A 13,638-nucleotide genomic window follows, 5' to 3' on the forward strand; every position below is an offset into this window, starting at 1 on the left:
GGGTTACTTCTGGGCCAGCTTGGTCACGCAGGTTAAACCGGCGCCCAGCGGCAGGCGCATCACCAGGGCGTCATCCATGCTTGACACCAGGGCGTCGGCCTCGCGGGCGGCGACCGCGTCACGGTCATTGCGGGATTCCTCGCCGACTAGCCCATCCAGCAGGCTGTCGGCCAGCACCAAGATGCCGCCTTCGGTCAGCAGCGGCCAGGCGGCCTCCACCATGGCGGATAGGTCGGTGGCCCGCACATCGGCATAAATCAACTGGTAGTTATTTGGCGCCAGACGCCCCATGACCTCCAGCGGGCGAGAGGGCAGGAAACGGCACTGGGAGGGCGCGTAGCCGGCCTCCAAAAACGCCTCCCGGGCGTGGCGCTGGTGCTCGGATTCCGGATCGATACAGGTGAGCTGACTGTCGCCACGCACACCCCGCAGTAGGTGCAGGCCAACCACTGCGGCGGCCGGGGTGATGGCCACCAGGGAGGCCTTGTTGGCTCCGGCGGCCAGCGCCGCCAGGGTGGACAGCAACGACGCGGTGGCCGCATCGGGCACATTCAAACCGAATTCATGCGCTGTCTTGGTTGCGTTATCGAGGGCGGCGTCGGTGACGGTGGCCTCATCGATGAAACGCTGCATGGCGTCAAAAGCAGAAGTACTCACGCCCACATCATAAAAGCGCGCCCACCGGCACCAAGGGGCGCAACGCACCAAAGTCGCCAAACCTGAAACTGCTGTGACTAAAGTCGGCTGAAGTGACCGATGGGGGCAGAAAATGCTAGTGGCCAAAGCGAAGATCTTGCGCCCCGCCAGGGCCCGAGCCAAACCCTGGTGAGGGAAACCTAAAAGCAGCAGCAATCACAGCCTTTTGACAGTAACTGCCTAACTAGGTGACAGCCATTTATCTGGGCTACACTAAGTCCACGATGGACAATCCCAGCATGAGTGTGAAACGCACCCCCGCCGCCCCGGTTTCTCCTGACGCCGATGCCCCTTTGACGGGCACCGCCGCCTTCGACGCCGGCGTCGCCGGCATGCCCAGCTGGGCGGAACTCGTCGCAGAACACGCCGACAGTGTCTACCGCCTCGCGTACCGCCTCTCCGGCAACCAACAAGACGCCGAAGATCTCACCCAAGAGACCTTCATGCGTGTGTTCCGCAGCCTGAAAAACTACCAGCCAGGCACCTTCGAAGGCTGGCTGCACCGCATCACCACCAACCTGTTTTTGGACATGGTGCGCCACCGCGCAAAAATCCGCATGGAAGCCCTGCCCGAAGACTACGATCGGGTGCCCGGCAACGACCTCACCCCGGAACAGGCCTACAACTTCGCCAACCTCGACCCGGTTCTGCAAAAAGCGCTCGACGACCTTGCGCCCGACTTCCGCGTCGCTGTCGTCCTGTGTGACGTCATGGGGATGAGCTACGACGAAATCGCCGACACCCTCGGCGTCAAACTCGGCACCGTCCGCTCCCGGATCCACCGCGGGCGCTCCCACCTGCGCGCCAGCCTCGAAGCAGCCGCACTGACCAACGAGTCCGTCAACGAGCTCATCCCGGTGCGCAGCTAGCCCGGCAGACGCCACCACCAACACTTTTCACCTGACTCACTGGCCACCAGGAGTCAGGTTTTGTGTTTACGCCCCCGTCGCCGAAACGCACCCGATCTGCTGCAATGCCAGAGCGGCTGGAACTCACAGACAACCACAATCGTTAACACCGCATAAGGGCTTTACAAAAACCCACCGGAGGCAGCCTAGAACCCTTCACACACGCGCTGCGGGCATCACTGATGCGCGCAGACGAGTACATTGGGACACAACGAGCAGCCACAACTGATGTAAGGAGGTCGACGTTTAACGCCATGAAGCTCACAGACAGAAAAGGCTTTCCCTCAAAAGGCAAAAGCCTCAGCAACAAAAAACGCTTCGCCTCAGTCGACCACCTCACAGTCGAAGCCGTCGCAGCTTTCGTCGACGGTGAACTATCAGCAGGTGCTACCCACCGCGCAAAAATCCACCTCGTACACTGCGCAGAATGCCGCGCCGACGTCGCCGCCCAACGTCGCGCCGCCGAAGCGCTACGCTCCAGCGAACAGCAGCCAATCTGCGCCCCCAGCGCACTGATCGCAAAACTCACCAACATCGCCGACGCAGCCTGCGAACAAACCGCGCCCCAGCACGACACCACGCCATCGTCAGTTGCTAAGATTTTTACGGCACTTTCAAGAAACAAGCGGAGCTAAAAATAGCCCTCCGACTCTCTTGACCCCCTGGCCGCCAAGACCTAAGTCCCCGCGGCCACACAGACTTACCCACAACACCACATACTGACAAGCCCCCCGCACAAGGGACAGCAGCCAGATGTGAACGCATCGGAAGGTGGCGACCACGCGTGTTTACCAATCTTGGGTGGACCGAGATCATGGTGGTGTTCATCGTCGGGCTCATCGTCATCGGCCCCGAACGACTCCCACGCGTCATCGAAGACGCCCGCGCCGCAATCTATGCCGCACGCACCGCCATCGACAACGCGAAAAAAGAACTCGCCGGCGAACTAGGCCCAGAGTTCGACAGCATCGCCGAACCACTGCGCGACCTCAACAAGCTCCGCGGCATGACCCCCCGCGCCGTCGTCACCCGCACCCTCCTCGACGGCGACGACTCCTTCCTGGACTCCTTCGACCCCAAAAAAATCATGTCCCAAGAAACCGCGGGACAAGCGGTGCGCAAAAACGCCGACAACAACACCACCCACGCCGAACGCGTCCAACCCCCATCAGCGCCCACCCCGGCGCCACAACAACCCCAACCCAACCCGCAGCCCCCGGCAGCCGAACCAGGCGCCTACGACGAAGTTATCTAAGCAAAGACCCGCCCTTTGAATAAAGGGCGGGTCTTGATCGTCAGGGGCAACAAACCCCACAGGCTAAAAAACCTAGCGACGCGGAGTCACTCCCAGCGGCATCCCCGCCAAAGAATCCTGGCGGCGAGCCAGCTTCTCAGCAATCGCACCAAAGGCCTTCCCGGCAGGGGAGTCGGGCTGCCCAATCGCGATCGGCGTGCCGTCATCGCCACCAATGCGCACCTGCGGATCCAAAGGAATACTGCCCAACAAATTCACCTGCGTACCGGTAATCACCGACAAACGATCCGCCACAATCTGGCCACCACCGGAACCAAACACATCCACCACGCTGCCATCCGGCATCACCATGGCGGCCATGTTCTCAATCACACCGGCGATCTTCTGGCGGGTCTGCTGCGTGATCGAACCCGCACGCTCCGCAACCTCGGCGGCAGCGGCCTGCGGAGTCGTCACAATCAACAGCTCAGCCTGGGGGAGAAGCTGCGCCACCGAAATAGCAATATCGCCCGTGCCCGGAGGCAAATCAAGCAACAGCACATCCACATCGCCCCAAAACACATCGGTCAAAAACTGCGAAATCGCGCGATGCAACATCGGGCCACGCCACACCACCGGAGCATTACCCTCCGTGAAATGAGCGATCGAAATCATCTTCACCCCATGCGCCTGCGGCGGCATGATCATGTCATCCACCGGAGTGGGGCGATCATCACTGCCCAACATGTGCGGCACAGAATGCCCATAAATATCGGCATCCACAATGCCCACCGACAAACCACGCGCAGCCAACGCAGCCGCCAAATTCACCGTGACAGAGGACTTACCGACACCACCCTTACCGGAAGCCACAGCATAGACCCGCGTACGCGAATTCGGATCGTTGAAAGGATTCGGCAGCTCCTCACCGCCACCTTTCAACTGGCTGCGCAACTGGCGGCGCTGCTCGTCAGTCATCACCCCGCAGGTGACCTCAACAGCATCCACCCCATCAACAGCAGCAACAGCCGCGCGCGTCGCCTCAGTCAGGGCGGTCTTCATCGGGCACCCCGCAATCGTCAGCAGGATGCGCACAGCCACACTGCCGCCCTCCACAGTGACCTCGTCGACCATGCCCAGCTCAGTGATCGGGCGACCGATCTCCGGGTCGTCAACGGTGGCGAGAGCCTCGAAAATTTTATCTTGTGAAACGTTAGCCATAACGAGGTCTGATCCTATCCCAAAGGTTCCGTCAGGTCGCCAGCGGGAGAGTCACCAGCACCATCCTTGTGCGCGCGAGCCTGCGAACGCGCCGACACGTCATCCAACTTGGCCTCCAAACGGCCCAACAAATCCTTGACATCCTCCAGCTCATGGCGCAGGTAATCACGCGAGACCGAATCGCCCAACGCCAAACGCACACTCGCCAACTCCCGGGCAAGAAACTCCGTATCGGCCTTCGTTTGCTCCGCACGACGCCGGTCATCAGCCAACACCGCACGGTCGCGATCCTCCTGGCGGTTCTGCGCCAACAAAATCAACGGCGCCGCGTAAGCAGCCTGGGTGGAAAACGCCAAATTCAACAAAATGAACGGGTAAGGATCCCAATTCCAGGCAAAACCACCCACATTCAGACCAATCCAAATGATCACAAAAATGGTCTGCCAAAACAGATACTCGCCGGTACCGAAAAAGCGCGCCACCTTCTCGGCGAAAGCACCCACCGCATCGCCATCAACATTGATCAGCTTGCGACGCTGACCACTGGATGGGGTGTCCAACAAAGTCTTCGACACTTGCTCAGCCACGCGGGCCCCTCCTCGAAAAAACATCCACCACGCAGGCGAAAAATACAGTTTGCATCAAAAAAGCCCTAACCTCGCGGCTGGGGGCGAATACCCATCTCACGCCAGTCATCCGGCAACATGTGGTCCAACAAGTCATCCACACTGACCGCACCCAACAGATGCTTATCCTCGTCGAGAACCGGCCCACACACCAAGTTATAGGTGGCGAAATAGCGAGCCGCCGTCTCCTTATCGTCATCGGCGTACAAAGGCGGCAAATCCGGATCCAAAATTCCACTGACCAACGTGGAAGGAGCCTCGCGCAACAGCTTCTGCAAGTGCACACACCCCAAATAGGTGCCGGTCGGGGTGCCCGTCGGCGGGCGCACCACAAACACCATCGACGACAGTGACGTCGGCAGGTCAGGATTTCGTACCGTGGCCAAAGCCTCAGCGACCGTAGTCTGCGGAGTCAAAATCACCGGCTCCGGGGTCATGATGGCGCCAACCGTATCGTCGTCAAAGTCCAACAGACGACGCACCGGCTCGGACTCCTCCGGATCCATCAGCTCCAGCAGAACATCCGCTTTCGCGTCAGGAAGCTCACCCAACAAGTCGGCGGCATCATCCGGATCCATCTCCTCCAACACATCGGCCGCGCGCTCAATCGCCAAAGACTCAATCAGCTCCGCCTGATGATCCTCGGGAAGCTCCTGGAGAATATCCGCCAGCCGCTCGTCATCAAGTTCCTCAGCCACATCATGGCGCTGCGTCGGCGTCAACTGATGCATCAACGTCGCAGCATCCGCCGGGCGCATGTCATCAAATTGCGCCAACAACTCCGCCGTCGCCGGGGAATGATCGGCCGCGGTGGTCGCCAAGCCGTGCACATAGGTCCACGGCACCTCAAACAGGGGAGCACGACGCGCAAACGTCGACTTCGGGCCACTGACCGCGACGCGAGAAATCTGCCAATCACGGGTGCGTGTCTGCTCGATCTCCACATCCGTGATCTGCACCGGCTTGCTATGCAAATCCCGCAACTCCGGATCATCAACCTGCACGCGCGCACCGATCACATCGTTAACGATCGACAACTCGCCAGCCCTGCGCTGGAAGGTGCGCATCGACACCGAACCGCTGACCAAAGTGACCTCCTGCGGGTCGATGGCGGCGATGCGGAGCATAGGAACAAAAATGCGGCGTTTATTCACCATCTCCACCACCAAACCCAAGGCACGCGAAGAGGAATGCGCGGGTCTGATATTGACCATGACATCTCGAACACGCCCAATGGGCTCGGTGTCGGGTCCACGGACAATCATGCCGGCCAAACGGCCAACGTACAGGCGGGTCACGGAACTCATGGTTTCCTAGTCTAGCCAGCCCAAAAGCCCAACCCCGAACCCTGCTGCTTTTTCGGGAACAAAAAAGCCTTCCTTTGCAGTTAGACTGCATATAAGCCCCGCATATATCCCGGGCACTACAAACAGGCGGACTGCCACCTCACCCACCGGGGTGAATTGTTTTTCAGAGCGCGACGAAAGGCTGTGAACAGCTACCAATGGCTCCCAGCGCCCCCATGCCCGCACCCCGCAGCATGCCCACCGGCTGGCCGGTCGGCAGCTTTGAGACCTACGAACAGGCCCAACAAATCGTCAACGAATTGGTGGCCGATCCCGCGGTACCACCCACCGCACTGACCATCGTCGGCCTTGGCCCCATGGAAGTCGAGCACGTCGTCGCCCCCGTCACCTGGGTGCGGTTACTGTTCTCCTCACTCGTGCAGTCGGTAGCACTCGGCATGCTCATCGGTTTGGTCTTCGGGCTCACCGGCAACAACATGGCCGAAACCATGGCCAGCGCGGTCGCGATGACGGTAGTGTTCGGCCTGGTCGTCACCTTCGTGCCCCAACTATTCGCACCCCGGCGCAAAAAGTTTTTGACCCGCACAGAACTCGTCGCCACCCGCTACGACGTGTTGTGTGACCCGGAATTCGCGCCCCACGCCCGAGATCTTGTCGCAGCGATCGTATCCGGCCGACGTCCCCCCGAAAGCACACAGACCCACAAACGCCCGGGGGAAACCACAGGCCGGCCAGATAAGTTCTTCGGCTAAACCCCAAACACAACACCCCGGCCGGGTACCCAACTCATAAAAAGAGCCCTGGGCACCCGGCCGGGGTGTTGTGCAGGATCGGTCTAAAGCCACCGGTTTTTCTTCATAAACCACCACATGAGAACCACCGACAACACCATCACGGCCAAACAGATGTAGTAGCCATAAGGGCTTTGCAACTCCGGCATGTTTTCGAAGTTCATGCCGTAAATGCCGGCGATCATAGTGGGCAATGCCGCCATACCGACAAGGGCGGAAATCTTACGCATGTCGTTGTTCTGCTGCAGCGAAATCATCGCCACACCAGCATCGATCAGGGAAGACAGACGCTCATCGTAGGAGGCGATCTGATCGGCGGCGATCAGCTCGTGGTCAAGCACGTCGCGGTAGTAAGAGCGAAGCTCCTTGCTCAGGATGTCCTTGTGATTAGCGATCAGGCTGCGCAGCGCCGTGGCCAACGGATCGATAGCGTGCCGCATTTCGAGAATCTCCCGCTTGAGCATGTAGATCTGCTCGATGTCGAAGCGGGTATCCGGGGTGAACACCTCGGTTTCCAACTCATCGACATCGGTCGACAGCTGCTGGGCGATAGCAAGATACTGGTCGACCAGGATGTCAGCGACCACCCAAGAAATACCAGTGGGGCCCATAGCGACCTGCTCCGGTTCCGCATCAACCAGCCGCCGAATCTGAGCCAAATTAGTACCACCGGAGTGAGTAATGGTGATGATGAAATCTGGGCCAAGAATCATCTGAACCTCGCCGGTCTGAATGATTTCCTTGGCGTTAGTCACCGACTCGTGTTCCCGGTAACGCACCGAACGAACCACAAAAAACAACTGGTCGTCATAGCGCTCAACCTTGGGGCGCTGGTGCGCAGTCACCGCATCTTCGGCAATGAGTTCGTGCACATCGTAAGCGTTAGCGATGGCCAACATTTGGCGCTCATCGGGCTCCCGCAAAGCCAACCAGACAAAACCCTCGCCACGCTCGCGGACTTCCTTCAACGCTGAAGTGTAGGTGTACTGTCCCCGCTCGGCGGCACCATCGGAGTAGACAGCACAGCGCTCAATAGCGGCCTCCACAGGAACGGGCAGCTTAGGTTTCGGCGAGATCTTCGGTTTGGCTTTAGTAGCAGATGCTTTGGCGACACCAGCCGCAGCTTTGACGGGCTTGATGAATGGGTTTGAAGCCATGGTTAGCCTCCCTCTGACTCGCTCGAGTGGTGATCCAGCATCCGAGGCGCGGGGCTCGCGCCGGGGTGTGGTGGACAGGCCACTGGGGTGTTTGGGCTGATTCACGGGTGCCGGGCGGCGGGCCGACAGCGCTGGTGTGCGTGTTGGTGGCGGGTGGTGTCGCGGGGCGTGACCGTGAGACGAGCGTTGTCCCGCGCAGGCGGGATGACGGTGAGTGTGACGGGCCGAGTTGGTGCGCTTTTTCTACTGGGCGTTTTTCGTCGTGCAGGAGAGAACGCAGGTCGGTTCGACTGCCCCATGCTAAACCCGTGGAGTTGCCTTGTCCAAGACGGGAAGGCTCTGTCCGGGGGTGAGGTGTCCACATAGTGAAAAACCCTGGTGTGGTGGGGCTGGTGAGTAAGTCATGTCACGATGCCGAACTGCAGGATAGGTGCAGCAGCAGGGTAGGATGTAACGGCAGAAAAAAATTCACCGACGCTTAAAAATGAGACACCGCCCCGGGGTCGTGGCTACGCCAGGATTGCCGCGGTGGTTGTGTTGTGTTTTTGCTGATTTTGTAGCTGTTTTCACCCTGACCATAAGGATTCGCCGTGTTTTTTCGCCGACGTGCCATGCTGACTCGCCCTGCGGGGCTGTTGGTGGTGTTGGGCGTGGTTGGTGGCCTGGTGGCGGGGTGCGCCCCGGAACCCCAGCGGGAGGTTAATCCGGCGCAGGCTAATGCTGTGCGGGTCGTCATTGATGATGCGAGTCCGAAGCAGTGGATTGTGGGCGAGTTGTACATGCGCGCGCTGAATAATTATGGGCGCGATGCGGTGCCGTATCTTCCCAGCGAGGATGCGCCGTCGACCGCTCGCCTGGAGGCGTTGGTGTCCGGCAAGGCTGACGTGGTGGTGGGCTGTACTGGCCAGCTGCTGGAGGAGCTTAATCCCGTCGAGGCTTCCCGGTTGTCGGAGGAGTATTCGCAGGCGATTGCCGAAGGCAAGATTGATCCCAATGACGGCACCTGGCGGGATAAGACCTATGAGGCCTTGGTGAATTCTTTGCCGGGTTCTTTGGCGGCGACGGATCCTTCCAATGCGGTGGCGTGCGACCCGGAGTCTTCTCCGAAGCTGCCGCAGAACGTGGTGCCGATCTATCGCAAGCCGGTGTTGAATCGTAAAGGCCGGCTCATCATGAACCGGGTGACTGGCACCATCAGCACCAAGGATGTGGATCAACTTGCCCAGGAGGTGGAGCGCACCAGCTCTGTCTCGGAGACTCTCGGCCCCTATTTGCGCAGCCACGATTTGGGCCGCTAGGAGGGCGCTTGTGGCCTTGTAGGGGGCTGCAGTGGGGGATTGGGGGTCAATCCCCATGCGTTGGGGTGTGATGGGCGCTAGAGCACGTAGCGATGCCGCGCCGCCCGTGCTGTGGGGCGCGGTGTTTCCTGCTGCTGTTTGGGCGCTTTCTCGCAGGGCGTGGGGGTCTGTTGCGGGGTGAAGCGCTTGGCGCACAGGTAGCGTCCCGGGCCGGCGGTGCCGGAGTTGGTCCAGAAGCGGTGGCGGGCGCGGGCGCCGGGCTGGCCTGCCAGGGCGCGGGCGGGGGTGTGGTGGTTGGGGGTCACGATCAGTTTGGCCTTTCGGGGATGTCCTCTGTGGTGGGTAAGACTTCATGAAGGCCGGTGCGTGGTTCTGAGCTACCCCCATCAGTGGGGAGGGAGCGACGCCTGAGGGGGTGGGGCTGGGTGGTGCTGGCGTCTCAGTATTGAGCTGTGGGGGGAAGGTGTCGGGGTCAAGGATGCCAGCGCATGATTTGGGTGCAAAAGTGTTCAATGCATACCGGGTTGTGCATGAATTATTGGTGGGTGGTTGGCGGCCCCGCGCACAAAAAAGACCGGGGCCCGCACCCTGATTGAGGGGTGCGGGCCCCGGCCGTGTGAAGAGGCGGCGCCTTAGGCCTTAAAGGCTGGTTATTCGAAGGCAGCCTGCAGCAGCTGCTCCTGCTCGAACTGGTGGACCTTTGCCAGACCAGTGGAGGTGGAGGACTGTGCGCGGCGGGAGATGCGCTTCATCGGCAGCAGACCATCGATGAGTTCCGGCAGGTGCAGGCCGAGGAACGGCCACGGGCCCTGGTTGGCGGGCTCGTCCTGGCAGAAGCGGATCTCGGTGGCATTCGGGTAGAAGTCGAATGCTTCCTTCAGACGGTTGTGCGGGATCGGGTGCAGCATCTCGAGGCGGACGATGGCGACATCGTCGCGGTCGAGCTTCTTGCGGCGCTTTTCCAGCTCGTAGTACAGCTTGCCGGAGACCAGCATGATGGTCTTGACCTTGTCGCAATCGCCGATGACGTTGTTGTCGCGGTCGACCAGGCGCGGGTCGTTGATGACGGAGCGGAACTTCTTGACCTCGGTGAAGTCTTCGACTGCCGAGGCTGCTTCCTTCAGGCGCAGCATGGACTTCGGGGTGAACACGACCAGCGGGCGCTTGAGCTCGGACAGGGCGTGGCGGCGCAGCAGGTGGAAGTGGTTTGCCGGGGTGGACGGCTGGGCGACGGTCATGGAACCCTCAGCACACAGCTGCAGGTAGCGCTCGATGCGGGCGGAGGAGTGGTCCGGGCCCATGCCCTCGTAGCCGTGGGGGAGAAGCAGGATGACACCGGAGGTCTGGCCCCACTTTGCCTCACCGGAGGAGACGTACTCGTCGATGATGGTCTGCGCGCCGTTGGCGAAGTCACCGAACTGTGCTTCCCAAGCGACCACAGCATCCGGGTTACCGACGGAGTAGCCGTACTCGAAGCCCATGCCGGCGTACTCGGTCAGGGCGGAGTTGTACACCAGGAACTTGCCGGAGCCGTTGGCGCGGGCCAAGTCGTCGATGGGGTTGTACTCGGCGGCGGTGCGCGGGTCGATCATCACGGCGTGGCGCTGGGTGAAGGTACCGCGGCGGGAATCCTCGCCGGCCAGGCGGACCAGCTTGCCCTCCATGGCCAGGGAGCCGAAGGCGAGCAGCTCGCCCCAACCCCAGTCGATGCCGCCCTCGCGGACGGACTCGGCGCGCTTCTTGGCCACCGGTGCGACACGCGGGTGAGCTTCGAAGCCTTCGGGGGTGTTGACGTAGGCCTGGCCGATTTCGACCATGCGCTCGCGGGTGATGGAGGTGTCCAGGCCGTGCGGCAGCTTCTGGGAGGAGGTGATGCCTTCCTGGGCCTTAACCTGCTGCTTTTCGGCCATCTTCACTTCGTTGAAGACGGACTCCATCTGGTCGTGGAAGTCACGTGCCACGGCCTCAGCATCGGCGTTGGTCAGATCGCCACGGCCGACCAGGTCCTCGGTGTACTTGGTGCGGGTGGTTTCCTTGTTGTCGATGATGTCGTACATCTGCGGCTGGGTCATCGACGGGTCGTCGGCCTCGTTGTGGCCGCGGCGGCGGTAGCACACCAGGTCGATGAAGACGTCCTTGCCGAAGCGGCGACGGTATTCGGTGGCCAGGCGGCCGACCCACACCACAGCCTCCGGGTCGTCACCGTTGACGTGGAACACCGGGCAGCCGAAGGCCTTGGCGATGTCGGTGGCGTAGTGGGAGGAGCGGGAGGAATCCGGGGTGGTGGTGAAGCCGATCTGGTTGTTCACCACGATGTGGATGGTGCCGCCGACGGTGTAGCCGCGCAGGTTGGCCAGGTTGATGGTCTCGGGCACGATGCCCAGGCCTGCGAAGGCTGCGTCGCCGTGGAGCAGCATCGGCACGACGGAGTAGCCGTCGGGGCCAAGATCCAGGATGTCCTGCTTGGCGCGGGCAATGCCCTCCATGACCGGGTTGACGGCCTCGAGGTGGGAGGGGTTAGCGGTCAGGGTGACCTTGATGTCGCCGTCGCCGAACATCTGCAGATACTGGCCGGTCGCACCGAGGTGGTACTTCACGTCGCCGGAGCCGCCGGCCTGTGCCGGGTCGATGTTGCCTTCGAACTCGTTGAACAGGGTGCGCAGCGGCTTACCCACGATGTTGGCCAGCACGTTGAGGCGACCACGGTGCGGCATGCCGATGACGACCTCGTCCAGGCCCTGGCCTGCGGCGGTGTCGATGGCGGCATCCATCAGCGGGATGAGAGCCTCGGCGCCCTCGAGGGAGAAGCGCTTCTGGCCGACGTACTTGGTCTGCAGGAAGTTCTCGAAAGCTTCGGCGGCATTGAGCTTCTGCAGGATGTACTTCTGCTCGGCGGGGGTGGCCTTCGGCTGGCCTGCTTCGAGGCGGTCCTGCAGCCAGGTGCGCTCGTCGCGGTCGAGGATGTGGGTGTACTCGGAGCCGACCTTGAGGGTGTAGGCGGCGCGCAGCTTGGCGAGCACCTCACGCAGGGTCATGGTTTCGCGGCCGTCGAAGCCACCGACGTTGAAGGTACGGTCCAGGTCCCACAGGGTCAGGCCGTGGGTTTCGATCTGCAGGTCGCGGTGATCCGGGATCGGCATGCCGGGCTGCTGCCAGTGCAGCGGGTTGATGTCAGCCAGGAGGTGGCCGCGGGAGCGGTAGGCCTCGATGAGCTGCATGACGCGGGTGTTCTTGTCCACGCCGCGGTTCGGGATGTCCTGGGCCCACCGCATCGGGGCGTAGGGCACGCGCATGACCTCGAAGATGTGGTCCCAGAAGTGGTCGTCGACCAGCAGCTGGCTCATGGTGCGCAGGAATTCGCCGCTCTCGGCGCCCTGGATGATGCGGTGATCGTAGGTGGAGGTAATGGTGACCAGCTTGCCGACACCCAGCTCTGCCAGGCGGTCTTCGCTCGCGCCCTGGAACTCTGCCGGGTAATCCATGGAGCCGACGCCGATGATGGCGCCCTGGCCCTTGGTCAGGCGGGGCACGGAGTGGCGGGTGCCGATGCCGCCGGGGTTGGTCAGGGAGATGGTGACGCCGGAGAAGTCCTTGCCGGTCAGCTTGCCCTTGCGGCCGCGATCGACGACGTCTTCGTAGGCCTCGACGAACTCGGAGAAGGAAAGGTTTTCACATTCGCGGATGGCGGCGACGACCAGGGCGCGGGAGCCGTCCTTTTGGGGCAGGTCGATGGCCAGGCCGAGGTTGATGTGCTCGGGCACGATCAGGGTCGGCTTGCCGTCCTTGACGGCGTAGGCGTTGTTCATGTCCGGGTGGGCCATGACGGCCTTGACCATGGCGTAGCCGATGATGTGAGTAAAGGAGATCTTGCCACCGCGGGTGCGACGCAGGTGCTCGTTGACCATGGCGCGGTTTTCGAACATCAGGCGGGCCGGCATGTCGCGCACGGAGGTGGCGGTGGGAACCTCGAGGGAGAGGTCCATGTTCTTGGCGATCGCCTTGGCGATGCCGGTCATGGTGGTCTCGCCGGCTTCGGGCAGCTCGCGGGTGCGGTTAAGCGGGGAGGCTTCCTTGCGCTTTTTCTCCGCCAGCTTGGCTTCGTGGGTCTCGGCGGTGGTGCCGGGGCCGGCGGTGCGGATCTTCTTTGCGCCGCTAGAGCCACCTGCAGCGGGCTTTGCTGCTGCGGGTGCCTGCTGGGAGTTAGCGGCGGGGGAAGAATCTGCTGCGTTGGCGGCCATTACGCCCTGCTTTTCAAACAGGTCGCGCCATTCCTGATCGACCGAGTTGGGGTCTTTCTGGAACTGCTGGAACATTTCGTCTACCAGCCATTGATTCTGGCCGAACTGGTTTGCGCTGCTCACGGCAGGTGCTCGCCTCATTTCTTTACAACAAGTACGTGG

12 protein-coding genes are annotated in these 13,638 nt (G+C 61.6%); 5 read left to right on the forward strand and 7 right to left on the reverse strand.

The genetic code is table 11. The features are described from left to right. Positions 1 to 3: 3 nt before the first annotated feature. The gene (locus CAQU_RS04655; protein ID WP_157108903.1) at positions 4 to 657 is read right to left on the reverse strand and encodes an O-methyltransferase; all 654 of its coding nucleotides are present in this window, start codon (positions 655 to 657) and stop codon (positions 4 to 6) included. A gap of 227 nt (positions 658 to 884) precedes the next feature. On the opposite strand from CAQU_RS04655, the gene sigE reads away from it, so the two are divergent. From sigE to tatB, 3 genes are all read left to right on the forward strand, one after another. Continuing rightward, positions 885 to 1,565 (forward strand): RNA polymerase sigma factor SigE, encoded by a 681-nt coding sequence (gene sigE, locus CAQU_RS04660; protein ID WP_425429701.1) that lies wholly within the window; start codon positions 885 to 887, stop codon positions 1,563 to 1,565. A gap of 293 nt (positions 1,566 to 1,858) precedes the next feature. Then, entirely contained in the window at positions 1,859 to 2,239 is a 381-nt protein-coding gene (locus tag CAQU_RS04665) for an anti-sigma factor family protein (protein WP_075725656.1), read from the forward strand. Positions 2,240 to 2,388: 149 nt separating this feature from the next. Beyond that, on the forward strand, positions 2,389 to 2,859 hold the full coding sequence (gene tatB / locus CAQU_RS04670) for a Sec-independent protein translocase protein TatB (RefSeq protein WP_075725658.1): 471 nt from the start codon (positions 2,389 to 2,391) through the stop codon (positions 2,857 to 2,859). Positions 2,860 to 2,931: 72 nt separating this feature from the next. Here the strand turns inward: tatB and CAQU_RS04675 are convergent, their stop codons facing one another. The 3 genes from CAQU_RS04675 to CAQU_RS04685 all read right to left on the reverse strand — a co-directional run bounded on the left by CAQU_RS04675 (position 2,932) and on the right by CAQU_RS04685 (position 5,992). After that, the gene (locus CAQU_RS04675) at positions 2,932 to 4,059 is read right to left on the reverse strand and encodes an Mrp/NBP35 family ATP-binding protein (protein WP_075725660.1); all 1,128 of its coding nucleotides are present in this window, start codon (positions 4,057 to 4,059) and stop codon (positions 2,932 to 2,934) included. A 14-nt stretch (positions 4,060 to 4,073) separates the two neighbouring features. After that, positions 4,074 to 4,646: a DUF1003 domain-containing protein gene (locus tag CAQU_RS04680; protein WP_245797297.1), complete on the reverse strand. Its 573-nt coding sequence runs from the start codon at positions 4,644 to 4,646 to the stop codon at positions 4,074 to 4,076. A 65-nt stretch (positions 4,647 to 4,711) separates the two neighbouring features. After that, complete coding sequence (locus tag CAQU_RS04685; protein ID WP_075725664.1) at positions 4,712 to 5,992, reverse strand: magnesium transporter MgtE N-terminal domain-containing protein; 1,281 nt, start codon at positions 5,990 to 5,992, stop codon at positions 4,712 to 4,714. A 197-nt stretch (positions 5,993 to 6,189) separates the two neighbouring features. On the opposite strand from CAQU_RS04685, the gene CAQU_RS04690 reads away from it, so the two are divergent. Continuing rightward, complete coding sequence (locus CAQU_RS04690) at positions 6,190 to 6,744, forward strand: general stress protein (protein WP_075725666.1); 555 nt, start codon at positions 6,190 to 6,192, stop codon at positions 6,742 to 6,744. Between the two features lie 83 nt (positions 6,745 to 6,827). Here CAQU_RS04690 and CAQU_RS04695 read toward each other — a convergent pair whose 3' ends face one another. Further along, positions 6,828 to 7,940, reverse strand: coding sequence for a magnesium and cobalt transport protein CorA (locus CAQU_RS04695; protein WP_084562798.1), 1,113 nt, complete (start codon positions 7,938 to 7,940; stop codon positions 6,828 to 6,830). Positions 7,941 to 8,530: 590 nt separating this feature from the next. Here CAQU_RS04695 and CAQU_RS04700 point away from each other — a divergent pair. After that, positions 8,531 to 9,238 (forward strand): hypothetical protein, encoded by a 708-nt coding sequence (locus CAQU_RS04700; protein WP_157108904.1) that lies wholly within the window; start codon positions 8,531 to 8,533, stop codon positions 9,236 to 9,238. Positions 9,239 to 9,315: 77 nt separating this feature from the next. Here the strand turns inward: CAQU_RS04700 and CAQU_RS04705 are convergent, their stop codons facing one another. Together CAQU_RS04705 and CAQU_RS04710 are read right to left on the reverse strand one after the other, a co-directional pair. Further along, on the reverse strand, positions 9,316 to 9,543 hold the full coding sequence (locus tag CAQU_RS04705) for a hypothetical protein (protein ID WP_075725668.1): 228 nt from the start codon (positions 9,541 to 9,543) through the stop codon (positions 9,316 to 9,318). 345 nt (positions 9,544 to 9,888) lie between these two features. Next, on the reverse strand, positions 9,889 to 13,617 hold the full coding sequence (locus CAQU_RS04710) for a multifunctional oxoglutarate decarboxylase/oxoglutarate dehydrogenase thiamine pyrophosphate-binding subunit/dihydrolipoyllysine-residue succinyltransferase subunit (protein WP_425429702.1): 3,729 nt from the start codon (positions 13,615 to 13,617) through the stop codon (positions 9,889 to 9,891). Between the last annotated feature and the right edge of the window lie 21 nt (positions 13,618 to 13,638).

This window comes from Corynebacterium aquilae DSM 44791, from assembly GCF_001941445.1.
GTDB lineage: Bacteria > Actinomycetota > Actinomycetes > Mycobacteriales > Mycobacteriaceae > Corynebacterium > Corynebacterium aquilae.